The sequence below is a fragment of the Pseudomonas sp. 3MA1 genome (assembly GCF_029237275.1).
Taxonomy (GTDB): domain Bacteria; phylum Pseudomonadota; class Gammaproteobacteria; order Pseudomonadales; family Pseudomonadaceae; genus Aquipseudomonas; species Aquipseudomonas fluorescens_AP.
Genome location: NZ_JAACFX010000001.1, coordinates 530,276 through 554,240, shown reverse-complemented (window position 1 = coordinate 554,240; position 23,965 = coordinate 530,276). Strand labels below are relative to the sequence as shown.

14 protein-coding genes are annotated in these 23,965 nt (G+C 59.2%); 7 read left to right on the top strand and 7 right to left on the bottom strand.

Going from position 1 to position 23,965, the window contains the following annotated elements:
- Positions 1 to 31: 31 nt before the first annotated feature.
- Positions 32 to 1,192 (top strand): MFS transporter, encoded by a 1,161-nt coding sequence (locus tag GWQ44_RS02590; protein ID WP_275926589.1) that lies wholly within the window; start codon positions 32 to 34, stop codon positions 1,190 to 1,192.
- 8 nt (positions 1,193 to 1,200) lie between these two features.
- Here GWQ44_RS02590 and GWQ44_RS02585 read toward each other — a convergent pair whose 3' ends face one another.
- The 3 genes from GWQ44_RS02585 to GWQ44_RS02575 form a co-directional block, all read right to left on the bottom strand.
- Positions 1,201 to 2,124, bottom strand: coding sequence for a DMT family transporter (locus GWQ44_RS02585; RefSeq protein ID WP_016962622.1), 924 nt, complete (start codon positions 2,122 to 2,124; stop codon positions 1,201 to 1,203).
- 102 nt (positions 2,125 to 2,226) lie between these two features.
- Entirely contained in the window at positions 2,227 to 2,655 is a 429-nt protein-coding gene (locus GWQ44_RS02580) for a DUF2177 family protein (RefSeq protein ID WP_016962621.1), read from the bottom strand.
- Between the two features lie 28 nt (positions 2,656 to 2,683).
- A complete protein-coding gene (locus GWQ44_RS02575) occupies positions 2,684 to 3,520 on the bottom strand; it encodes a S1-like domain-containing RNA-binding protein (protein WP_103742133.1) in 837 nt (278 codons plus the stop codon).
- Between the two features lie 353 nt (positions 3,521 to 3,873).
- On the opposite strand from GWQ44_RS02575, the gene GWQ44_RS02570 reads away from it, so the two are divergent.
- The 3 genes from GWQ44_RS02570 to GWQ44_RS02560 all read left to right on the top strand — a co-directional run bounded on the left by GWQ44_RS02570 (position 3,874) and on the right by GWQ44_RS02560 (position 5,922).
- The gene (locus GWQ44_RS02570; RefSeq protein WP_016962619.1) at positions 3,874 to 4,062 is read left to right on the top strand and encodes a hypothetical protein; all 189 of its coding nucleotides are present in this window, start codon (positions 3,874 to 3,876) and stop codon (positions 4,060 to 4,062) included.
- Between the two features lie 198 nt (positions 4,063 to 4,260).
- Positions 4,261 to 4,980, top strand: a complete 720-nt coding sequence (locus GWQ44_RS02565) for a TorF family putative porin (protein ID WP_179597597.1) — start codon at positions 4,261 to 4,263, stop codon at positions 4,978 to 4,980.
- 66 nt (positions 4,981 to 5,046) lie between these two features.
- Entirely contained in the window at positions 5,047 to 5,922 is an 876-nt protein-coding gene (locus GWQ44_RS02560) for a DUF6279 family lipoprotein (protein WP_275926588.1), read from the top strand.
- Position 5,923: 1 nt separating this feature from the next.
- On the opposite strand, the gene GWQ44_RS02555 is transcribed toward GWQ44_RS02560, so the two are convergent.
- Positions 5,924 to 6,316 carry a transcriptional regulator gene (locus GWQ44_RS02555; RefSeq protein WP_275926587.1) on the bottom strand — a complete coding sequence of 131 codons (393 nt, stop codon included), beginning with the start codon at positions 6,314 to 6,316 and terminating at the stop codon, positions 5,924 to 5,926.
- Between the two features lie 194 nt (positions 6,317 to 6,510).
- Between GWQ44_RS02555 and GWQ44_RS02550 the strand changes: the two genes are divergently transcribed.
- The gene (locus GWQ44_RS02550; RefSeq protein ID WP_275926586.1) at positions 6,511 to 7,254 is read left to right on the top strand and encodes a thioredoxin family protein; all 744 of its coding nucleotides are present in this window, start codon (positions 6,511 to 6,513) and stop codon (positions 7,252 to 7,254) included.
- A 118-nt stretch (positions 7,255 to 7,372) separates the two neighbouring features.
- Complete coding sequence (locus tag GWQ44_RS02545; RefSeq protein WP_179597603.1) at positions 7,373 to 8,320, top strand: AraC family transcriptional regulator; 948 nt, start codon at positions 7,373 to 7,375, stop codon at positions 8,318 to 8,320.
- A gap of 134 nt (positions 8,321 to 8,454) precedes the next feature.
- On the opposite strand, the gene GWQ44_RS02540 is transcribed toward GWQ44_RS02545, so the two are convergent.
- Entirely contained in the window at positions 8,455 to 9,036 is a 582-nt protein-coding gene (locus GWQ44_RS02540; protein WP_275926585.1) for a hypothetical protein, read from the bottom strand.
- Between the two features lie 444 nt (positions 9,037 to 9,480).
- On the opposite strand from GWQ44_RS02540, the gene GWQ44_RS02535 reads away from it, so the two are divergent.
- Positions 9,481 to 9,804, top strand: a complete 324-nt coding sequence (locus GWQ44_RS02535) for a hypothetical protein (protein WP_275926584.1) — start codon at positions 9,481 to 9,483, stop codon at positions 9,802 to 9,804.
- Positions 9,805 to 9,896: 92 nt separating this feature from the next.
- Here the strand turns inward: GWQ44_RS02535 and GWQ44_RS02530 are convergent, their stop codons facing one another.
- Both GWQ44_RS02530 and GWQ44_RS02525 read right to left on the bottom strand, forming a co-directional pair.
- Complete coding sequence (locus GWQ44_RS02530) at positions 9,897 to 10,298, bottom strand: hypothetical protein (protein WP_275926583.1); 402 nt, start codon at positions 10,296 to 10,298, stop codon at positions 9,897 to 9,899.
- 9 nt (positions 10,299 to 10,307) lie between these two features.
- Positions 10,308 to 23,873 carry a hemagglutinin repeat-containing protein gene (locus GWQ44_RS02525; protein ID WP_275926582.1) on the bottom strand — a complete coding sequence of 4,522 codons (13,566 nt, stop codon included), beginning with the start codon at positions 23,871 to 23,873 and terminating at the stop codon, positions 10,308 to 10,310.
- Positions 23,874 to 23,965: the final 92 nt, after the last annotated feature.

Genomic DNA, 23,965 nt, shown 5'->3' with positions numbered 1-23,965 from the left:
CGGTCATTGTCCTTGCCGATGGAAGACCACCATGTCCCCCCTGCTGCGCCTGCTTGCCAGTTTCATTGCCCTGATGATGGCCATGGGCATTGGCCGCTTCGCCCTGACGCCACAGTTGCCGCACCTGATCAGCGAAGGCCAGGTCGACCTGACCGCCGCCGGACTGATCGCCGCCGCCAACTACCTGGGCTATTTCATCGGCGCTCTGGACGCCATGTTCGCCCGGCGCCCAGCCCAGGTGCGCCTGCGCCTATTGGGCGGCCTGTGGCTGTGCGTACTGCTGACCCTGGCGTCGTTCTGGGCCCAGGGCTTCTGGGCGCACCTGCTGCTGCGCTTCGGCACCGGCCTGGCCAGTGCCTGGGTGCTGGTGATGATCACGGCCCTGAGCCAGCCACTGGCCCTGGCGGCAGGCCGGCCACGCCTGGGCGCCCTGGTGTTTGCCGGCCCGGGACTGGGAATCATGCTCACCGGGCTGCTGGCCCTGGGCGCCAATCTGCTGGGGCAGAGCTCGGCCAACCTGTGGCTGCTGTATGGCGCCGTGGCCTTGTTGATGCTGCTGGCGATCCTGCCGATCCTGCCCCGGACCTCCCGCAGCCAGCATGCAGCCCCACCGCCGAGTGAGGAAAACGAGCAAGGCGTGGGCCGCCTGGGGCTGGTCTATGGCCTGTACGGCGTGGGCTACATCATCCCCGCGACTTTTCTCTCGCAGATGGCCAGCGCGCGCTTTCACGGCCAGTGGCAAGCCGATCTGTTCTGGCCCGGCTTCGGCCTGGCCGCCGCCCTGGGAGTGGCCCTGGTCAGCCTGCGCCGACAACGCCCGGACAGCACTCGGCACTGGCTGATGGCGACCCTGTGGCTGCAGGCCGCGGGGGTCTTTGCTTGCCTGCTGGGCAGTGGCCTGGGGCTGGTCCTGGGGGTGTTGCTGTGTGGCACGCCGTTCCTGGCCTGCATGCAACTGGTCATGCAGCGCTCACGGGAACTGGCGCCCCAGTCGGCCCAGCGCAATGCCGGATTGCTGACCGCCTGCTTCGCCATGGGTCAGTTGAGCGGTCCATTGCTGGCGGCCCTGAGCAGTCATTTCAGTGGCAATCTGCAGCCGGCGCTGGTGGTCGCAGGCTGCGGCTTGCTGCTCAGCGCCAGCCTGCTCTGGCAACCGCGGTCCGCGCCACAGCGCTGCCCGCTGGCGTCCTAGACAGCGGCTTACAGCAAGCGCTTGATCCGCCGACGCAACCATTGCTCGGCGCTGACAAAAGTGATGCCCAGCAGCACCAGCATGGCGCCGAGCACAAAGTTGAGACTCAATGGCTCGCCCAGCAACAGGACACCGAAGGTCACGCCGAACATCGGCGTCATGAAGGAAAACACCGCCAGGTTTGCCGCCAGATAGCGGCGCAACAGCCAGAACCAGGTCAGGTAGCTGAAAAACGACACCACCAGCCCCTGGAACAGCACGCTGGCCACCGCCACCGGGGTCAGGCTGACGTGGGTCACCTGACCGCTGAGCACGGCAATCAGCAGCAGGCCGACAAACCCGACGATCAGCTGATAGAACAGGGTCAGGGTGGCGGGCGCCTCCGACAGCCGTGAAGCCCGCACCACCACCGTGGTCGCTCCCCAGGCCAGGCCCGCCAGCAATCCCAGCAGGTCGCCCAGGAGCATGCGCCGGTCCAGGTTGTCGAGGGAGATGCCACCGGCAAAGGCGATGCTGATGCCAATGAAGGCGAGAACGATCCCCAGCCATTGCAAGGGCCGCAAGCGCTCACTGGGCAGCAGCCAATTGACCCCCAGGGCGGTGAAGATCGGCGCGGTATAGAGAAACACCGACATGTGCGCGGCACTGGTGAGCTTCAGGCCTTCGGCAATGAACAGGAACTCCAGGCCAAACAGGGCCCCGGCCAGCAAGCCGCCGCGCCAAGTGCTGGAAACCTGGGACCAGCCGCCCTTCCAGCACATCAGCAGGGCCACCAGCAGCGCCGAGATTCCGGAACGGGCGGCCGCCTGCATCACCGGGGCAATGTCCGCCGCGGCCCACTTGATCATCACCTGCTGTACGCCCCAGATCAGGCACAACCCCAACATCACCTGCAGGGCAAAGCCGTCGGCGCTGCGCCGCTCGATGCTCACCACAGTGCCTCACAGTGTTTGAATGACATGACACCTACCCAAGATAAAAAAGTTACGCCCCAGCGGGCTGAACAGCGGTGCAAAACCCAGTGGCAAACCCGCTCAGACTTGCGGCCCGCGTCCAGCACCGGGTGCCCAACGGCAGGCACAGAAGACGCCGAAACCACTGGCCAGGGCACTGACCAGCATGCCCCAGGCCATATCCAGCAGCGCCAGGGCGGCCGGCCAGGCCTGCAAGGTCGCCCAGTTGCTCAGATCATAAGTGCCGTAGGACACCAGCCCGAGCAGCGCCCCCAGGCGCGCAGCCCGACGCCAGCCACCCTGTTGCAGGGCGGGGCGTACCGCGAACAGCAGGCAACCACTCACGTAGAGGAGGTAGAACAGAGCCGCCGGCAACAGCCGTGGTTGTTCCAGCAGCAGCGAGCCCAGCTGGGCCCGGTAGGTGGGACCCATCATCAGCCCCAGCCAAAGCGCGTCGAGCAGCAGGAACGCCAGCAGGGTGGCGAGCCAGGCGACCAGAGTGGTTTTCATGAGACTCGCCTGCAGCGTGAAGTGAGTGTCAGCTTAGCTCGATGCGATCCGCGTGGATGACAATCTGACCCTGTTTATAGAGGGCGCCGATGGCCTTCTTGAAGTTGCCCTTGCTGACCCCGAACAAACTGCTGATCAATGCCGGGTCGCTCTTGTCACTGACGGCCAGGGAGCCATTGTTCTCGCGCAACTTGGCGAGGATCTTCGAGTTCAGACTGGTGGCCGCAGCTTCACCCACAGGTTGCAGGCTCAGGCTGATCTTGCCGTCGGCGCGGACTTCCTTGATGAAGCCTTTCTCTTGCATGCCGGAGCGCAGGAACTTGAACACTTCGTTCTTGTGAATCAGGCCCCAGTGCTTGTTATTGATGATTGCCTTGAAACCCATGTCAGTGGACTCGGCCACCAGCAAGTCGACTTCCTGGCCCACTTTGTAGTTGGCGGGCGTCTTGTCCAGGTAGCGATCCAGGCGGGCCGTGGCAGTGATACGACGGGTGTGCTTATCCAGATAGACATGCACCACGCAGTATTCGCCAGCATTCATCTGGCGCTTTTCCTCGGAGTATGGCAGCAACAGATCCTTGGGCAGCCCCCAATCCAGAAATACCCCGATGCTGTTAACTTCGACAACTTTAAGACTGGCGAACTCGCCGACTTGAACTTTCGGCTTTTCAGTAGTTGCGATTAACTTGTCGGCACTGTCCAAGTAGACAAAAACATTCAACCAGTCTTCATCTTCACTGGGAATATCCTTGGGAATATAACGGTTGGGCAGCAAGATCTCGCCGTCCGCCCCGCCATCCAGATACAAACCAAAGTTAGTGTGTTTTACCACTTGCAAACTGTTGTAGCGCCCGACTAAAGCCATTTCCAATACCCTCGTTACGTGGGCGGCATTCTACCTGTTTTCCACAGTTGCGTTGATGCTCCTGAGTCACCCACAGGAAAAAGCCACGAACGGCCTTGATTTTTCTGGCCTTGACGCCGTTCAAGCGGCCATTCGTCAGGCAAAGGCGCGCCGGCCTGACCGGGACCCGCAGCGCCAAGTCCGCCTCGCCGCCCAGTAGTCCTTATTTAAAACAGCCACTTAGGTAGATATCAGCGAGATCAACTTAGAAAAAAACACAAAAAGCGGCGCGTTATTCCAGAGGATATTTACCAAGCAATTGTCAAGTATTTCTGATAAGATGCCTGGCCAAATTAATTTTCCAGAAAGGTTAAATGGCCGCCATGCGAGTAAAAGCCTCCAACAGCAAAGCAAAACCAGCTCCCGCCGTTGAAACCAGCGAATCGATCAACGAACAAATCGCAGCCTTCCTCAAATCCGGCGGCGAAATCCAGCAAATCGCCAAAGGCGTCAGCGGCCAGACTTTCGGCCCCTCCAAACAGATCAGCCTCGGCAAAAAGTAATTCCCCTCGCTCTATCCTGGTCCCTTAGCGCTTTGCCCTCAAAGCGCTAGGACTGGCACCCAGCTCCGCACCCAACTCCAGCAAAAATCGACGAACGGCCCTCATCCCCTGGTATTCGCCGGTATCCTTGCCGCCTTCCGGATAAATCGTTTCAGCCGACTTTCAGGTTGTCACTCCCCGCCGTTCAAGGAGTGCTGCATGCGCACACCCGCCACACTGGCCCTCAGCCTGCTACTGGCCTGCCCCATCGCCCTGGGCCAGATAGTCCAGCGAGAACTGGGCGCCTTCGACCTCAAACTGGGCACCAGCCCCAGCCGCAGCATGGCCCAGGGCCTGGTCAAGCCTTCGTCCAGCGGCTCGTTCCATGGCGGCCTCGACCTGAGTCACGACAGTGGCTGGTACGCCGGCCAATGGTCCCCGAGCATGGGCCTGAGCCCTTCCAGCAAACTGGAAGTGGATTCCTACCTGGGCTTCAAGCAGCCCTTCGACCAGACCCTGGGCTACGAGCTGGGGATGATCCACTACAACTACCCACAGTGGCGGCCCCAGGACAGCCAAGAGTTCTACGGCGGCCTGACTCTGCTGGGCAGCCGCTTTGGCGCGGCCTTCAGCAACGCCCCGGACAAACGCAACAGCACAGTGTTCGCCGACTTGGGCGGCCACCCGCCGTTTGGCATCGGCGTCAGCGTCAAATACACCACCTATCGTCTGAACAATCGCGTCGCCGTGGCCAACGCTGGCTACGTGGCCGGCTTCAACGACTGGTCGATCAAGCTCTCGCGCCCCTGGCTGGGGATCGACCTGAACCTGATCTACAGTGACTCCAGCCTCAGCGGCAACGACTGCAGTGCCTACTCCGGGCACAACCCCCAGTGCGATGGCCTGCTCACCTTCAAGGCTGAGCGAGCGTTCTACTGAACGGCTGAACTGCGGGGCGCGTTCAGGGTTCAGATATAGAAATCCGCTCCCTGCAAGGACTCGCACATGGTGCGCCGCTGGCACTTGCTCATTCCGCTCCTGATCATCAGCCTGCTGCTGGGCGCATGCAGTCGGGTCGGCCTGGCCTATCGCAACCTCGACGTGATCATTCCCTGGACCCTCAACGACTACCTGGACATGAACCGCGAGCAGAAGAGCTGGTTCAACCAGCGTCTGCAGCAGCACCTGAGCTGGCATTGCACCACCCAACTGCCGGGCTACCTGGACTGGCTCGATCGCCTGCAAGCCATGGTGCAGAGCAATCAGGTCAGTGACCAAGCCCTGCAACAGCGAACCCAGGAAGCCAAGCAAGCCATCGCCGAAACCGCGCGGCAGATCGTGCCCTCCGCGGTCGAGCTGCTCCAGGGCCTGGACGACGGACAAGTCGCCGAGATGAACAAGGCCCTTGCCAAGGACCAGCAGGAACATCGCGAGCAGTACCTCAAGCCCTCTCTGGCGCAGCAGATCGAACAGCGCAGTCAGCGCATGAGCCAACGCCTGAAAACCTGGATCGGCCCCTTGAGCCCCGGCCAGCAACGACGCATCGAGCAGTGGTCGGCGTCCCTGGGCGAGCAGAACCAGCAGTGGATCGCCAACCGCATCCACTGGCAGGCACAATTCAGCGCCGCCGTGGCGCAACGGCAAAACAGTGATTTCCCACAACGTATCGAGCAACTGCTGGTGAACCGCGAGCAGTTATGGACAGACGATTACCGTCAGGCCTACGCCCACACCGAACAGGCCGCCCGCCAACTGCTGGTGGACCTGATGGCCACCAGCAGTCTTGAGCAGCGTCAGCGCCTGCTGAAGAAGATCGACAGCGTGCGCCAGGATTTCGCACAACTGAAATGCCTGCAAAATGCCCACCGGGATCCGCCCTGAGCTAGGCGATCTGAGCCTTGGAGGCCAGCACGTCGAAGGTTTCCGGCACCAGGGCATCGGCCTGCTCATCCAGCACCTGACGAGGATGCTCATGACCCGGAATACTGCTGTCGAGCAGGCACAGCAGGCTGGAACCCCGGGGCGTCAGGATGAAATTCTCACCATTGCCCCCCTCTTCCTCGGGCCGGGTTTCGATAAATCCCCGATCCAGAAGCAGCTTTTCGTACTCGGTAGCAGTGACTTTCAGATCATCCAGCTTACCGGTGGACTCACCTTGCGCCGCCTTGGCCGCCGCATGCTGCTCGGCATAAGGACGCGGAGTAAAGCTGTGGCCGGCGCCGTTCTGCACTTCGTGCAGCAGCCGTTCGATCAGGTCCCAGTTGTAAGTTGTCATGCTGATTCAACCTCCAGACAAGAGCAGGAAATGCCTTCACAGGTTGTGACCGGCAGGCCCTTCAGCCGTTCAGGAAATCCACCCCAGGCCTGCGCGCCCTGAGCGGAAAACCGCTGGGCGGTTTGTCGATCCGCCCCGGAGTCAAACGACTAGCGTGTGTAAGACGCTTCGCCCACAGCCAGAGGAGAGATGTCATGCCCGCTACCGATCATCCCGTGGTCTCCCGGGAACAATGGCTACAAGCCCGCAAACAGCACCTGATCCACGAGAAGGCCTTCACCCGCCAGCGCGACCAGCTCAGCGCCGAACGCCGGGCGCTGCCCTGGGTAAAAATCGACAAGCCCTATCAGTTTCAAGGCCCCGATGGCCCGCTGAGCCTGGCGGACCTGTTTGGCGAGCACAGCCAACTGCTGGTCTACCACTTCATGTTCGGCGCCGGCTGGAAGGATGGCTGCAAGGGCTGCTCGTTCCTCGCGGACCACTTCGATGGCGCCAATCAGCACCTGGCCCACCACGATGTGGCGCTGGTGGCGGTGTCCCACGCGCCCTACGCCGAATTCCAAGCCTTTCGCCAACGCATGGGCTGGCATTTCGACTGGTACTCCAGCGCCGGCGACGACTTCAACCAGGACTTTGGCGTCAGCCTCAGCGACGAGCAACTGACCCAGGGAAGCGCCAGCTACAACTACGAACAGGTCAGCGGCGATGAGCGGGAGCTACCCGGCCTGAGCGTGTTCTATCGCAACCCGCACGGTGAAATTTTCCACACTTATTCCACCTATGCCCGCGGCCTGGACCTGTTGCTGGGGGCGTACAACTTCCTCGATCTGACGCCCAAGGGGCGCAACGAAGAACAGATCATGGACTGGGTTCGACACCACGACCGTTATCAGGAAACACCCCGGAACAAGGGCAGCAGTTGCTGCTGTGACGACTGACAGCCTGTTCGCCGGCAGAAACCTACCGTAGGAGCCGGCTTGCCGGCGAATCGCACACACAATTGGCACAAATCTGCGGCAGACTGCGACGATTCTCCCAGCCAACTAATCTGAAGACATGAGCGCCGCCTACCACAGCCTCCACGAATACACCCTGCGCATGAACCGGGTGCTGGAGCACATCGACCAACACCTGGACCAGCCCCTGGAGCTAGAGGATCTGGCGCGGGTGGCGCATTTCTCGCCCTACCACTTCCACCGCCTGTTCAGCGCCTGGGTCGGCGAGCCCCTGGGCGCCTACCTGCGCCGCCGACGCCTGGCCTGCGGCGCCTACCTGATGGCCAGCCGACCCGCAGCCTCGATCCTGGAAATCGCGCTGGAAGTCGGTTTTGGCTCCGGCGAAGCCTTCTCCCGGGCCTTCAAGCAACATTTCTCGGTCTCCCCCAGCACCTGGCGCGACACCGAACCCAAACGCTGGCACCGCCGCCTCGACGACATCCGTGAACGGCGCCTGCGTGAATTGCGCAATCCTGATCAGACCCACATTCCCGCCTTCGACGATCCTGACGCCTTCATTCACCTGAAGGAAACAACGATGAACGTCACCCTGCAGCAACTGCCCGCCAGCCGCGTGGCCTACCTGCGCTACATCGGCGCCTACGGCCCGGGCATTGGCGTTTTCTGGCGCGAAACCGCCGCGCCATGGATGCTCGAACACCAACTGTTCAACCGCGTGCGCTACGGCATCGGCCACGACGACCCGGACCTCACCCCCGCCGACAAATGCCGCTACGACGCCTGCGTCGAAGTGCCCGAAGACTTCAAGGCCAGCCCTCCCGCCGTGATCACCACCCTGCCCGGCGGCCTGTACGCCGTGGCCCACTACCGCGGCCTGGGCCCAGCCATCGCCGACGCCTGGATCGAACTGTGCCGCGACTGGCTGCCCAAGAGCGGCCTGCAGTTCGACCCGCGCCCGGCGTTCGAACGCTATCCGGCGGATGCGTATTACGACGTCAAGACGGGAGAGCTGGAGTGTGAGATTTGTATTCCGGTGAAAAAGCTATAACCCAAAAAGCACGTTAATCCCCATGTAGGAGCGAGCTTGCTCGCGAAGAACGTCAACGATAACGCGCCGCAACGAAAAGAACGCAGCGCCCCCGTGCTCATCGCGAGCAAACTTGCTCCTACAATTCCCCACACTCAACGAGACGGAATGGCCTTGATATCGCTGACAATGAACTTCGGCAGAGCACGAATATAGAAGTTCTCCACATCCGAATTACCACTGTTGGTGATCACCCCCAACATGGTCTTCATATTGCGCAACTGGCCCATGGCCCCGGCCGGCTGCAAGCCATTGCGCTCCTGAGCGAAGTGCAACACCTCGGCGCCGTTGCGCTTGACCTGCACCTTGTAGCCGAAATCGACACTGGCGAGGATCGTATTGTCATCGACGACCATCGACACCAGCCCCCCCTTGGAATCACTGAGGCGGCGCTTGTACACCGCATCCACATTCAGCAGGTAGTCGGCGCTGTCCTTGCTGGCGGCATAGCGATTGGCATTGCCTAATTGCCGGATCAACTCCATGCCCAGTTGCTGACGCAACTTGTCCTCGGGCAGAAAGCGCTCGCTCTCGCCGACCAGTTGCAGGTTGAAGGTGTCGATCCAATAAGTGGCGTTGGCGGGAATCTGCACCGGTTTGGGCGAGATGTAATAGTCCGGCGTGGAAGCACAACCGGCGAGCAAAGCGAGGGTAAACAGCAGAGACAACAAACGCATAACGGATCTTCCTTGAGAGGGTTTTCAACAACGCACCGCCACCTGAAAACCACCGGTGGCATGGCGATAAGCGGCGGCATTGTAAGCCAGGAAAATCGCGGCGGACCGGCTCGAAAAGATCCTCTCGGCAAATTAGGAATTGCCTTACGGCAGAAGCAGACGATCCAGTAGGAATGGGGCTTTAAGGACAGGGGGAGCGCTGGATATAGTCGAGGGGTCGTTGAACGGACGACCGGGTTTGGCGACCTGACACCAGAATTGATGCAAAAGCCTCTGCTTGCAGGTACTTTTGCTCCCGCACAATCGCTTCATGGCGGCTGTGCGTGGGAGATCCTTTTGGGTCTGCCGGCTTATCTGGTGCCGGTTCGCCAACCTGCGTACAGCTGCCACCTTTCGTTTGGCGACGGTAGGGACGGCATAACTCCCATTACCAGAGAACTAACCATGAACAGATACATGCCGATTACCGGCCACGACTGCAACATTCCCTCGCTGCTGATCGATACCCAAGCTCCCATTGATGTGCTGCACGATGCGACGGCGTATCGCATTCGCGCCGTGACTCAACTGCTGGAGAACTTCGCAGTTTCGGATGAAGCGCCCAAAGGTGCGGTGCTGCTGCAGGAACTGTCGCTGGTGTGCAGCATTTTGCTGCGCGATGGGTGTGATTTGATGGATGTGGCAGGCGACAGCAGCAAGAAAAATTGTCAATCTAAATCACAGTGGGCGGTGTTAAGCCGCCCAGTCTTTGTGTATTCAGCAATCTAAAACCTCCTGAAATTTCTGCCCTATCGTTCCGCAACCACTTTCAAATGACTGAGCAGCTAAATAAAAAGTTTAGCGATCTAGTAAACCATCAACTACCTCTCACCCACAATAAGTCCTCGCAACCCAATTAAAGCCTCTTCAATCAACTCAACCTTATAGTCCTCAACCAATTTTATTTTTGCCCTTGCAAGAATTGCATTCAATCTATCCTTTGGATAAAACCCCGACACAAACTGCAAATTTCGAGCAACCTCTCCAATCAGGCTTACAATCAAGCTTTCACGCTCCTTACTCGTCAGATAAAAATCTAACCGCAAATCAATACAACCGGGACCATCATAACAAATCGAATCAACCCAAGCTTCAAACATATCACCAAGGAAAGTTGAAGCCATACCACTTCCAACTTCGATCACAAGAAAACAGGCAATACTTAAGTCCAAATCATGAACCCGTACAAATCGTCCAGAAAACTCCAAAATCGAATAAGCCAAAAGCACACCTCACTCAATATAAACAATAGGCTTGTTACTTTTTATACCGCCAGAAACCTGAGTTTTCAATATCGAAATCTGCTCCCTTGTCAACCCCAAAGTATCTACAACAACGGCTTTGGAAGCCGTGGAATTATTCACTTCCTTTATAATTGATTTGCCAAGCCCTTCCAGCCTAATCGGGGTTATTTCAATCACTGACCCATCATTTGCTCTTAATGGCCCTTTCAAGTCAAAAGCACCTAGTTTAGAGTCAATAAAATCTGTTGCACCATCAGTACTTCTGATAACGGTACGCCCAGTAGCTTGCTCAAAACGAGCAGCCCCAATACCCTCGCGAATTAATGATTGCCCACGGTCAGGATCCATAGACAATTCAAGTGTTCTTTTTCTGAACGCCAATGTATCAATTAACTTCTTAATTCCATCTTCAGTCTCTGGAGCACCAGTCTTAACCGTCTGTATAGTTGGCTCCAAAGGTTTCGACATCACCTTCGCGTAAGAAACTAGCTCACTCGCTCCATCAGGGTAGACGATCTTCATCGCATCATCACTGACCGTGACAACGCTGCCCTTTGGAACAACCGTGCCATTCGCAAGGGTTACTCTCTCGGAGAGTTTCACCGTAGTGTTGGCTTGAATCGTCGCGCTTTCAACGTACTTCGCACCATCAACGAGTACAAAATTAGGCGGCTCAATCGGTTTGGGTACAGCCACCGGCATCTGCGGCACATCCGGATCAGGCCCAACCTTCTCCAACTTGGCCAGCTTCGTCTCAATGCCACCGGTTGCCTTAACGGTGGTCGCGATGTCTTTCATTCCGCTGCTGGATACTTCGACCCCCGCCTTGGAAAGCGTGGACGCTCCCTTAGCCGCACCTGTACCGCCAGAAGCGATTACCTGTGCATAGAGGGCCAGTGCTTGACCTAGCTGCTTGCCTAGATTCTCAGCATTCTCATCTCCGCCAATGACTAGAGCATCACGCATTTGAGTAATTTGAGAACGGAAAGTATCTGCTGCTGCACCAAAGAGCTTTTGGCCATCAACAGACAAGATAAACTCATTCATGGCATCGATGCTGGCGAGAGGGTCTTTCAGAACACCCGCTGCACCATTAAGGGTATCGATACCCGCACTTGCCATGCTATCGCTGAAGCTCTTGAATAGTGCGCTGCCAGTAATGAGGTCCTGATTACCAGAGACGCTTAGCCACTTACCATAAACCGCAAATTTTTCACGAAAACTTGGGGCCGCCGCCAGCTCTTTGGTCATTTGAACCATCTGCTGAGTGGCCAGCCAGTTGTTGTCAACATTGGCAATTGCCGCATTAGTCGCCGTGGCCGCGCCGTTCGGGTTGTTCATTGCGGCGATGCCGGTCACTACCGAGGCAATGATGTTGCGTTTTGCTTCGCGCTCTTCGTTGGTTTCGTTCGGGCTAGTCTCGTTGAACAGGCCCGCCAGTACGCTGCTGGCGGAACCACCCAGGGCGCCTGCCGAGCAGCTTTGGCTGCTTGCGGCAGCCCCCGCACACCCAAGGATCGCGTGCAAACCTGCATGTTCCGGGCTGCCTTCTTTCAGGCCGTTGAGCACCAGTTTGCCAATGTAGTCCGAGCCTTGTTGCTGGACATAATTGACAAACATGTTCTGCGCGAACTGCGAGGTGCTGCCGCTGACATTGCCACTGGCCCCAGCGACCAAGGCTGTAGCAATTTGCCGATAAGTACCGCCTGCCCCCCAATCTTTGGCAACGGTGTCAGCCCGCTCCTTCAGAGCAAAATAGTTATTGCGGTGGAGCTGACGCTCTTCATCACTCAAATCCTGATTGTGTGCAGCGGCATACTCTTTATCAGCCTGCCTACGCGTCTCATCCACCTCCCGTGCACGGGACTCCAGGTACATGGAGGCGTTCTGGATAAACTTGCCGGTAATCTCGAAGCCGACCTTAATTTCCTTGGCATCGAAGATTGGCTTGAGCTTGTTACTGCCATCCCGGTCGCTGGACACATCAGTGTTGATGGCCGCTATAGCCTGCTCGGCAGTCTGGCCAGTCAATGCCTGTTGTTTTGCACTATCGGTGATAGAGACCGTTGCTCCGCTGATGCCACTCAGAGTCTTGCTGCTTGAGCTATCGCCAGCGAACAACGCGATAGGAGCACTGACACTGACACCTTCTTTGCTCGCAATGACTGGGCCGTTCTTGTTGGCTGTCGCGCTAGCATTGCCATCCTTGTCACGCCCTACCTTGCCACCAAAGCCACCGCTCAGGTTGATACTGCTCGCGTCGTATTCGGCCTTGTTCTTGATATCCGAACTGGTCAACGAGCCAGTACTCAGGCTGTTCTTGCCGTCAGCCACAGCCTTATCGGTACTTGCAATGATTGCTCCCTTGAGGTCGGTATTGCCCTTGACCTCAACCTGGAAGCCACCATCGCCTGCCTTGATACCAGACTGTTCACTGACACTGGCATAGTCACTATGCATCTTCTGCTGAGCGATGCCACCACTGGCGCTGCTCATGCCATAGCAGAATGGTGGAATGCAGAGACTGACGCCCACATTGGCACTCAGTTGCTCCGAGCGATAAGTACTGGTGTCCTGCAAGCTCTCGACATTGAGATCGCCACCCACATTGGCTTTGACTTGCTGGCCGGAAACCACCGCTCCTTTGAGAGAGGTATCGCCACCGCTGTCGAGCCGCACCGTCTGCCCGGCTTTGACATAGGTATTGGATTGCGTGACATCGTCACCGTCCGACTTGCCACGCCCTTTGTTCGCGGCCAGCTCAAAGGTAATGCCGTTACTCTCGCCAAAGCCAAAACCGACACCCGCGCTCCAGCCGCTGTTGCCATTGCTGCTTTGTTGATGAGCAGTATTCTGTGCCGCCAGCAGATTGACTTGGCCATCTGCTTTGAGATTGGCATCACCACCGGCTTCGATACGACTCCCCACAACATTCAAGTTGCTCGCTGCACCGGCGCCCTTGGCAACAATATTGACGTCGCCCCCTGCAACAACGCTGCTGCCCACCACGTTGCGGCCACTCTGGCTACCCTCTTTGTGGCTGCGGCTGTTGCTCAAATTGATGCTGATCTTCACGCCTGCACGAGGATCTACCATCAACGCCTGACCGGCTTCCACCGCCTGGTTGGCATTCATCGCCACGTTGACTGCGGCCAATGCCAGCATCCGACCATCGCTGGTTTCCTGAGCGGCCTTACCCATTTGCTGAATACCCTGCAGCGCATTCAACAATGGAACACTGACCGTACCGCCAATGGCCGTTCGACTGGTACTCGCCGTGTTGTTGGCTTTGAGGGTGTCGAAACCGGCCTGGATATCCACCTGCTTAGCTTTGATATCGATATCGCCTTTAGGCGCAACGAGCTGGCTGGCTATCTGGTTGTAATGCTCTCCCGCTTTCAGGGAAACATTGCCCGCTAGCGAGGCGATCTGACTGCCCGACTGGCGGGTGGTGTCGCTTTGATCGGTGCCCTTCTGTTTGACTACTCCGGTCGCTCCCTGCCACCAGGAGCCCACCTCACCGACTTTTTTACTGCTGGACTTGGAGTTCGCACTGCTGGTGTTTTCAGCACTGACCACCTCCAGATTGCGCCCGGCATCGACCTGCAAATCCCGATCCGTAACCAATGTGCTTCCACGCACACTGGTATCGCGGCCGCTGGTGATTTGCAGACTGTCGGCACTGATATCGCTACCGATGCTTTGCGAAGCACTTTGCTGGGCTTGCTGGGCTTTCTTAGTTGCGGAAACCCAACCAGTGATCGTCATGCCAACCTTGCCGGACTGCTTAGACTGGCTGGATGTCTGATGTACTTCGGCCGTACCAATTTCCACATCGTTGCCAGCATTCAGTTTTACCGCACCGTCTGCCCGCAGAGCCGTGGCCTTGAGAGAGATATCGTTATCCGCTCGCAGATCGATGCTCTGCGCAACCAGCTCAGTAGTGGTCAGCGTCGTTTGGCTGCTTGAGCTGCTACTGGACTTACTCGAAAACAGACCTTTTTTGGATGAGGCATTGGCCTGACTGGCATAGTTCTCAGCAGCCTCGAGATTGATGTCACGCCCTGCGGTCGCCAGCAATGCCCCCGCGCTGGTGACCTTGGCACCTTCGGCATTGATATCCTGAGCAGCTGAAATAACGACTTTCTTTCCTGCCTCGATAGACGAGCTGACAGCGACATCATTTTCGCTCTCGCTCATCTTCGAACTCTTCTTACCCCACGACCCTTTCTTGGTCTTGGAGTAATAGGAGTAATCGGTATTTTCAGCGGTCTCCAGGTTCAGATCATTGCCCGCATAAAGATACGCCTCATCCCCCGCACTCACCCGACTGGCAATCAGCTCCAGATCCTTGCCGGCACTGAGGGCCACGCTGCCACCTGCGGTCACCGCCGTGGCCACCTGGCTGACGTTGTCGGACTGACCCTTGTATTTCTTCGAGCTGGAGTACGAGTGCTGTTCGTCCGCCGCCGAAGCCAGCGTCAAGTCGCCGGTGGCGGCCATGGTGAGGTTGCGTTTGGCGTCGATCTGGCTGGCGATGGCCGACAGGTCACGGCCGCTGTTGATCGTCAGGTCACGACCGCTGGTGACCACCGAGCTGTGCTGGCTGGTGCTGGCCTGGCGGGAGTTGGTCCGGCTCTGGTTGTCCTGCTGTTCGACAGCGGTGAGGTTGGCATCACGGCCAGCGTTGATGGTGGTGTCACGCGCCGCTTGCAGCATGCCACCGGCGTTATTGAAATCGCGACCGGCCTTGACCGTCAGGTCGTTGGCGGCCTCGATACGCGCGGCGCTGTCGAGGAAGTCGCGCCGCTGTTGCAGGTCGCCGCCACTGTTCTCGTGGCGGGTGACGGTACGTTCGTTGGCCAGGTCGCCGTTGGCGGTCAGGCTCACGTCGCGACCGGCGATGATGCCACCCGCTTTGTTCACCAGATTGTTGCCCGCCAGCAGGTCCAGACGATTGCCGGCTTCGATCAGCCCGCTGTTGACCAAGTCATTGCCCGCCTTGGCCGAGAGGTTGTTGGTTGCGCGCAGGGTGCCGGCGTTGAGCAGGTCCTGGCCGGCGATCAGGCTGAGGTCCTGTCCGGCAATCAGTGCGCCGTTGGGAGCCAGGCGGTTATTGGCGTGGGCCATGTACAGCACCGGCACCAAAACGCTCTCGCCATTCACCTCATGGCTTTCCAACCAGACGATGTCGTGGGTCAGGGCGGCGACTTGTTCGGAGGTCAGCGAGGTGCCGATCGCCAGGTTGAGCTGCTGCTTGCTCTGCAGCGCATTATCCATGAGGTACTTGAACAGTTTCTCGTCGGTGTCCTGGCCATCGATGAAACGTTGACCGGTGCGAGCGACCACCGCCTGCTGGATCAGTCGTTGTTCATAGAAGCCGTCGCCCAGGCGTTTCCAGCTGTCGTCGGGGTTGTAACCCAGATTCGACAGCAGGTAGTCCGAGCTCATGAACTGTTTCAGGTTGGTGAGCACCGGATTGGTTTCAACCAGGTATTTGTGTGTTCGAGAGGGCGTATCGAGTGTCGGGACACCCTGGACCCGCACAATGCTGTCTTGCATCTGTTGCGCAGGGGTACGGCGGTAGACCGGTCCCTGAGTAGCCGCTGCACTGTCCGTTGGGGTCGTGACGCTAATCGTCGGCAGACTGGTATTGACACCAGGCAGCACAACGCCAACCTGCTCCAGCTTGCGCTCAGTTGCCGCCACAGGAGCGACGGAATCGACCTGAAGAGTCCGCGCCTGACTCTGTGCAAGACTCTGCTCGCGCTCGGCGAATCTCAGGCTGATGCTGCCCATGCTCCAGTCCATCGGCGCTGGGTTGCGCTGGGTCGATACGGTGTCGCCGGCCCCTTCACTGCTCAGACGGAACAGACCGTGCTGCCCTACCGGCAACGTAAAGCCCGGCAGGGCCAAGGGGTTGACCTGCTGCTTGGCTAGGTCCGGTGGTAATTGCGAGTTGATATAGATCGGCGTCGAATACTGACTCCCCGCCGAGGTGTTGCCGGTCTTTTTGCCACCGCCGACATAGGCGTAATAACCACGCACCACGCCGTTGTCGATCTTCTCCGAGGCGTTGAGCTGGACGCTGGCTCCAGACTGGATGATGGCGTCAAAGGTCTTGCCATCGCTGTTTGCAAGCGTTTTGGTACCCCCACCCGGAAGCTTTCGGGTGCCGGTCATCTGGGCATTGAAGGCCGCGAGGTCAGACTCAAAGGTGCTGGAAGGTTTACTGGCGTTTCTCGCATTGAAGGCCGCCACCGCGGCGACCGCACCTTGGTATTCATCCACGTGGTTATATTTGATGGTGGTCGTTTCAATATCCTGAGGCACCACCCCCTGGTTCTTGATGCTAACGGCATTGATTGCCAGGTTGCCGGAGGACGCGATAAAACTGCTTTCGTTGCTCAACACCTGGGCACCGATATCCAACTGGCCGCCGCTGGAGATACTGGAGGCCGCCGTACTGGCGGTCACCTGCAGACGATCACGCTCGGTGAGTTGCCAGACCGCATTGCGCCGATTGCCCTTTTTCTTGACATGGCAGACGCCAAAGGGGGCGCACGACAACTCGATAATTTTGGCGTAGTACTTCTCGTGCTCCGAGTAGGTGAGGATGTCCATGACGTTCTTCACCGTCATGGCGCGAATGGTCATGTTGCCCAGGCTTTCGATCGTGCCAGAGCGGTTTTCCAGCAGGCTCGACTGCTCTTGCCCGGCGTTGGCGGCGACCAGCAGGCTGCCCATGCTGTAAACATCGGCATAGCGATTGCTGAAGGCGTTGCCCAGCAACTGCATGTCACCGCCGCTGAAGATTGAGCTGTGCTCGGCATCGCTGACACCGGAATTGAGCAGCGTAGCGGTATTGAGGGTCAGCGCCCCGGCACTGCCAAGCGAACCATAGTTATTGATAGCCGCGGCATTGACCGTCAGCCCTTCGGCTGAACTCAGGCGTCCGCGATTGGTGAGCCCCCCACCGACATTGATCCGGGTGTTGCCACCACCGGCGATCGTCGCGGTGCCCGGCAGGTCGACCTGGGCGGCGCCGAAGCTCATGTCACCCAGGCTGCTCAGTCGCCCATTGCCACCGTAGGCGCCCGACAGGTGCAGGTTCAGGCTGCCGTCACTGGCGATCAGGCCATCGTTACTCCAATTACCGCCACCGCCTTCGAAGCTGTTGGAGGCCAGTAACTGTCCGCTGGCACTCTGGTAGAAATGGTTGACATTGACCTGCAGACGTCCGGCCTGGATGACGCTGGTGTTGCTCCACGAGTCAGCATTGAGGGTCAACCCCCCTTGCGTGACCAGCGTGCCGCCCGCACCGCTGACGTTCGTCATCGAGATATCGAACTGCCCTTTGCCGGAGTGCAGCAGGGTGCCGCCCGCGTTCTGGAAGCTCGTCGCGTTGAGGCCCAGTTCGGTGCTGGCTACCTCGATGCGACCGTTACGGTTGTCTAGTAAACCACCGATCTGGAACAGGCTCTTACCGCTCCTCCCAGAGCTCCGTACCTGCCCCTGACCGTTGTCGAGACTGCCCGCGCGAATAAGCACAGAGGTATCACTCTCGATCACCCCCAAACGGTTATTCAAGGCGCCACTCAGGCCGAGATCGATCCCTTGACCCGCAACCTGCCCGCCTTTGTCGCCACCGTTGTCAAACGTAGCTGCAGTGACACCCACTTGACCGCTGGCGTAAAGCCCGCCATTGCGGTTGTCGAAGCCGGCGGTGTCGACAATGACATCGCCCTGACGCGCGGCAATGCGACCGCCATTGTTGCTCAGCCCCGCCAAGGCTCGCAGGCTCAAGCGCTGGGCTTCGATCACACCACGCTGGCGTTCGTCATTCAGGTCATAACCGTTGAGCAGCACCCCACTGATGTGCGTTTCAAGAGCGCCCTTGAGACTCGACAGCACCCCTCCACGGTTGTCGACGTTGGCCGCGGTAATACTGAGCGCACCATCCCGACCTATGACTTTGCCACCCTGGTTGTTGAAATCGCCGCGTATGTTCAGTGTCAGGCCATTCTGGCTTTGCACGGCGCCCCTGGTGTTGTCGAGGCTGGCCGCCTTCAGCTCGAGGTCCGCATCACGGCTGTATATCAAGCCACCTTGGGTATTCTGGACAGCTCCGGCGACGCTCAAAGTGGCTTGCTGATTGGCCGCCACGGTACCGTGGTCACGGTTGTCGAGACTGTCGGCATCCAAGGTCAACAGACTCTGGCCGATCAGTTTTCCGCCACGGTTATCGACGTGAGTCGCGTGCTTGAGTAACAAGGCTCCGTCACTGCTGATGGTACCCAGGGCATTGCCCAGATTACCCGCCACGTCCAGGGTCAGGACGCCTTTTGTTGCCAGACTGCCGGCGCTGTTGTCCACGCTGGCGGCATGCAATTCGGCCGATTGCAACGCGCTGACGTTGCCGGCCTGGTTATTCAAGGTTTTTGCCTTGAGTTCAAGCGTGGCGCCGCTGTCGATCAAACCACCGCCAGCGTTATTCAGCAGACCGGCGACCGTGAGCGTCTGTCCGCCGACACTGGAGACGCTCCCTTCGTTGCTGTTATCCAGACTCGCAGCGTTCAGCTTGAGCGTGCCATTGCTGGCCAGAGCGCCGGCCCCGCTGTTAAGCAGCGCGCCGCTGACGTCAATGGCCAGGTCGCCCGCCTTGCTGGAGAACGTCCCGTGGTTGCGGTTATCCAGACTTACCGCCTCGACGGTCAGGCCCTTGATCCCCGACACCAGGCCATTTTCATTCAGCAACTGGCCGGACACGACACCCAGCGCTGCTTCGCTGATCAACTTGCCTTGGGTGTTATCCAGCGTACGGCCGGCCAGCGTAAACCCTTGACGACTGGACAGTACGCCCTGCTGGTTCCTCAGGTCCTGCAGCCGGTTGATGCTCAGCAAGCCTTTGGCATTCAGTTTTCCGAGGCTGTTGTCGAGATCACCATGGGACAAGTCCAGGGTCACCGCGCCGTCGCCCAACAGGCGACCGCCACGCTGCTTCAGCCCCGTAACCTTGAGGTTTATGTCGCCATTAGCCGACACCTCGCCTGCATCGCTTGAGTCCAACTGATGCGCAGTCAGCTCCAGTGCGCCTTTACTGTTGATCAGCCCACTGTCCGTATTGTCCAGCGCCTTGGCCGACAGATTCAGCCAGTCACCCGCCAGAACGGAGCCGTGACGGTTGTTCAAGTCACCGCTGTCGATACTCAAGCCGCCGATGGCATTGATCAGGCCCTGGTTCTGGTTGATCAGTTGTTCCTGAACTTTCAGCTTCAGCCCCGAACGGCTGGTCAATGCGCCGGCCGTGTTATCCAGGCTGGCGGCCTCTACTTCCAACGCCGCGGCACCGATCTTACCCTTGATGGAGCTGAGCGCCTGTTCGACCCGCAAGGTCAGCGCCTGATTGCCGAGCAACTGTCCGCCATCATTGTTCAGACTCTTGGCGTTGAGCTCGTAGGTCGCATCACTGGAGATTTCCCCGTTGCGGTTATCGAGGTCACTGAGGTTTTTCAGCAGCAGCGCACCCGGCGCATTAATGAAACCGTTCTGGTTGTTCAGCCGACCATGGTTCAGATCCAGGCTCAGGCCGGTTTTGCTGAACAAACTGCCACCCTGCTGTTCAAGGCTGCGAACATTCGCGGTCAGTTCCTTATTACTTCCGATGCGCCCGGCCGCGTTGGTCAGCTTTGCCGCCGTCAGGTCCAGGGTGTCGCCACTGTCGAGGCTGCCGGCCTGGCTGTTATCGAAGTCACCAGTCCTTACCAGTACCGCGCCCTTGCCGCTGATCACGCCTTTCTGGCTGTTGTCCAGGCTCGCGCTGCGCAACTCCAAGCCCCCCTCGGTCGCCAGCTTGCCGCCCACATTGTTCAGGGCACCACGAACGCCGAGGTCCAGCGCAGCATCGCTCATGAGACGGCCGTAGCTGTTGTCCAGAGCTCCTGCGGCCACATCAAGCGTGCTTTGGCTATTGATCAGGCCTTGCTTGTTTTGCAGGTCGTCCTTGAGTGTGAGGGCCAGGCCTTGCTGACTCTTGATATTCCCACTGCGGTTATCGAGACGCCCACCGATGATCGTCAGGTCAGCCAACGCATTGATTGAGCCGGCCGTCTGGTTGATCAGCTCATCGACCTTGAGCATCAGCGTGTCATGGGCCTCGACCAGGCCCTGGTCGCTGTTATCCAGGCGCTGGCCTGTCAGGCTCAAGCCGGCTTGGGTAGAAAGCTCACCGCCCCGGTTGTCGAGCGTATCGACCTTGAGTTTCAGCGCTTTTGTAGCGCCTACCAGGCCGCCCTGACGGTTATCGAGATGCGCCCCCGTCAAGTCCAGCGCACCAATGGCGACCAACTTGCCACTCTGGTTGTTGAGTGTGGTGGTCCGGGCGGTCACGTCCTTTTTGCCAGAGATATCAGCAGCGCGGTTGTCCAGGCTGACTGCTGCGAGCAGCAACTCACCATCGGCAACAACGGTGCCGCGCTGGTTATCGAAAACAGTATCGACCTGCAGATCCAGGTCACCGGTCGTGCTGAACAATCCATCACGGTTGTCCAGACGACCACTGCGGCTATCGATGGAAGTGGCGCTGACCAGCCCCTTGACGTTGTTCAAGGCCTGCGCAATGCGCAGTGTCAGTTGGCCTTGCTCACTGATCAGTTTGGCACCGTTGTTGTCGAGGCTTTGCGCGACCAGGCTGAACGCCTGAGTGCTGGAAATCTCCCCCTCTCGGTTATCGACGCCCTTCAGGTTCTTGAGTTGCAAGAGTCCTGGTGCATGGATGTACCCCTTCTGGTTATTGAGCTGTCCGTTGTGCAGGTCCAGGCTCAGGGCGGCTTCGCTGAACAGCTCTCCGTGTTGCTGATCAAGCCCCGTCACGCTGGCCGTGAGGTCCTGCGTACTACTGATGCTGCCACCGGCGTTATTGACCTGGGTCGCGATCAGATCAAGGCTACTTTCACTGCTAAGGCGTCCACCCTGGCTGTTGTTGAAGGTCGTCGCGTTGACTTGCGTAGCCTGCTTGCCGGACAGCACGCCCTTTTCGCTGTTATCGAGATGACCGCTGGCGACAGTTAGGCCCTTTTCGGACTGGATGGAGCCGCCCTGATTAAGCAGTGCGCCACGGCTGTTGATCGACAGATCTTCCACGCTACCAATACGGCCGGCGGTGTTTGTCAGTTTACTGGCGCCCAGGGTCAACGTACGGTCACTGCGGACCAACCCGCGGGTGTTGTCGAACCCTCCGGCCATTGTGATCTCCAAGCCGTTACGGCTGTCGATCTGGCCATCGGTGTTATCGAGACTCTGGTTGACCAGCGTCGTGGTGCCCTGGCCCTGGATCAGCCCCTTGCTCTGATTGATAAGACGGACAACCTTCAGTTCCAGATCGCTACCGGCCAGTACTCGGCCACCGTCGCTGTTGTCGAGCTGCTGGCTGTCAACCTCAGCGGTGATTGCGCTGGAGAGTTTTCCGGCGCGATTGTTGATGTCCCGAACGTCGAGCTTCAGCGCTTGCTTCGCCGCGACCAGGCCGTTGTCACGGTTGTCCAGAACACTGCCGATCAGTGTCAGCGCACCCTGCGCCACCAGGGTGCCACCCTGTTGTTCGAGGGTGTCGATGGTCGCATGTATGTCGCCTTGGCTAGCGATTCGCCCCTGCGCGTTTTGGACGCTCTGAGCCTTCAACGTCACCGGGCCGACGGCGCTAAGCAAACCGCCGCGGTTGTCCAGGCGAGTACCGGTCAGGCCAATCCCTGCCTGGCTGGTGATCACACCTTTCGCGCGATTATCGAGCTGATGAACATTGAGTTGCAGGTCCTTGTCGGCGCGTACCTTGCCCCCGCGGTTGTCCAACGAAGCAATGTCCAGGGTCAGACGATCCTTGCCGGTCAGGCTGCCGCCACGGTTGTCGAGACTGCCAGCCTGCAGGTCCACCACACCCTTGGCGCTTAGGTCACCCGCACTCTGGTTATCGAACAGGCTCACAATCCGCGTGGTCAGGCTGCCATCACTGGCAAGACTGCCTGCATGGCTGTTATCCAGGCTGGCGGCGCTGATGCTCACGCGCTTGGCGGAACCCAGAACGCCGTTCTGGTTGTTCAGAGCGCCGATCAACCCGATGTTCAACGCCACGTCACCCGTGACCTGACCCGCGCGGTTGTCCAGGTAGGTTGCGGTCAGGGTGGTGCTGCCGGCGCTGGAGACTTCGCCATCGTGGTTATTCAGATTGTCCAGCGTGGCGCTGAGGTTGCCGTCAGCGCTGATCAGCCCCCCGCTGTTGAACACCTGACTGACCGCAAGATCAGCACTACCGCTACTCAGCACCCGCCCCTGGTTCTGGTTATCCAAAGTCTCGGCGCGGAGGTTAGCGCTGCGCCCTGCACTCAAAGTGCCGCCCTGGTTGTTCAGGGTCTGCTTGGCCGTGACCGTCAAATCTCGACTGGCCACCACGCTCTTGCCGTTGTTGTTCAGGTGTTGCGCAGTCAGCGTTACGTCGCCGCGCTGATTGCGGCTGTTGTCGGCATTGACCCCTGCCTCGATGATGCCCCGGTTATTCAGTTGCCCAACGCTGCTGAGGTTGATGCTGTCGCTGGCGGCGAGGGTTTTCTGGTTGGTCAGCGTGCCTTGGGTGTCGATCCTCAGATCAGTCCCGGCGTAGACCGCGCCCTGGGCCTCCAGGCTCTGCGCCTTGATCGCCACGGCGCCCTTTTCGGCGCTCACCTCCGCCATGCGCAACTGCCCATTGGCATCCAGTTGGATATCACCGCCGCTGGCGATCAGCTTGCCGTCGAGCTTCACCCCGACCCCAGCCTCAGTACCCACCAGCTTGATCGCTCCGGCATACATGCCGCCCAGAGCCGAAGAATCGATCGCCAGTTGCGGCGCATCCGCCGGGTTGGCGGTGCGTGCCGTGGCGTTCAAGGTCTTGGCGTCGACATCGTTGGCCCCGGCGATCACCGCCAGGTGCTTGGCCTGGATTTCGGCGTTGATCTTGGCGCTGCGGGTGATGATTTCGAACCGGTCGATATTGCTCGCGTTGAGCCCCGCGCCTTCTATGGCGACGCTGCCTTGATCCACCTGGTAACGCTGGATCTGACCGTTCTCGATCACTGGTTTGCCGGTGGTCAGGGTGGCCTTGGGGGTGTTGATGAAGCCGCAGCCGTTGCAGGTCACGCCATAGGGGTTGGCGACGATGACATGGGCCGATTGCCCGGCCACTTCGGTGTAACCCTTGAGCTGGCTGGGACTGCCGCCGTTGACCTCGTTAAGGATCACATTGGCCGCGCGACCACCCAGGTTGGGGTTGCCGAGGATGATCCCGCCGAGTTGGGTTTCCTGGGTGCGGTTGGTGGCGTTATTGAGGATCACGCCCTGCTGGCCGACGTTGTAGTCGCTGAACTTGTTATGGGACAAGCCACCGCCATTGGGAGCGGCGATGTTGACGATGGGCACGCCATTGCCGGCCTGGCCGAGACTGGTGCCGCTGCCGTTGACCACGATGCCGTCGGCCATCGCCACCACCGGCTGCCAGAACATCATGTTGGCGAGGATGAACGCCAACCCGCGTTTCGACAGGCCCCAGAAGGTGTCGCGCGGTTGCAGTGCAGCCGAAGGCTGGCGGGCCAGGAAGGCGAGTTGGCGAACGTCCATGT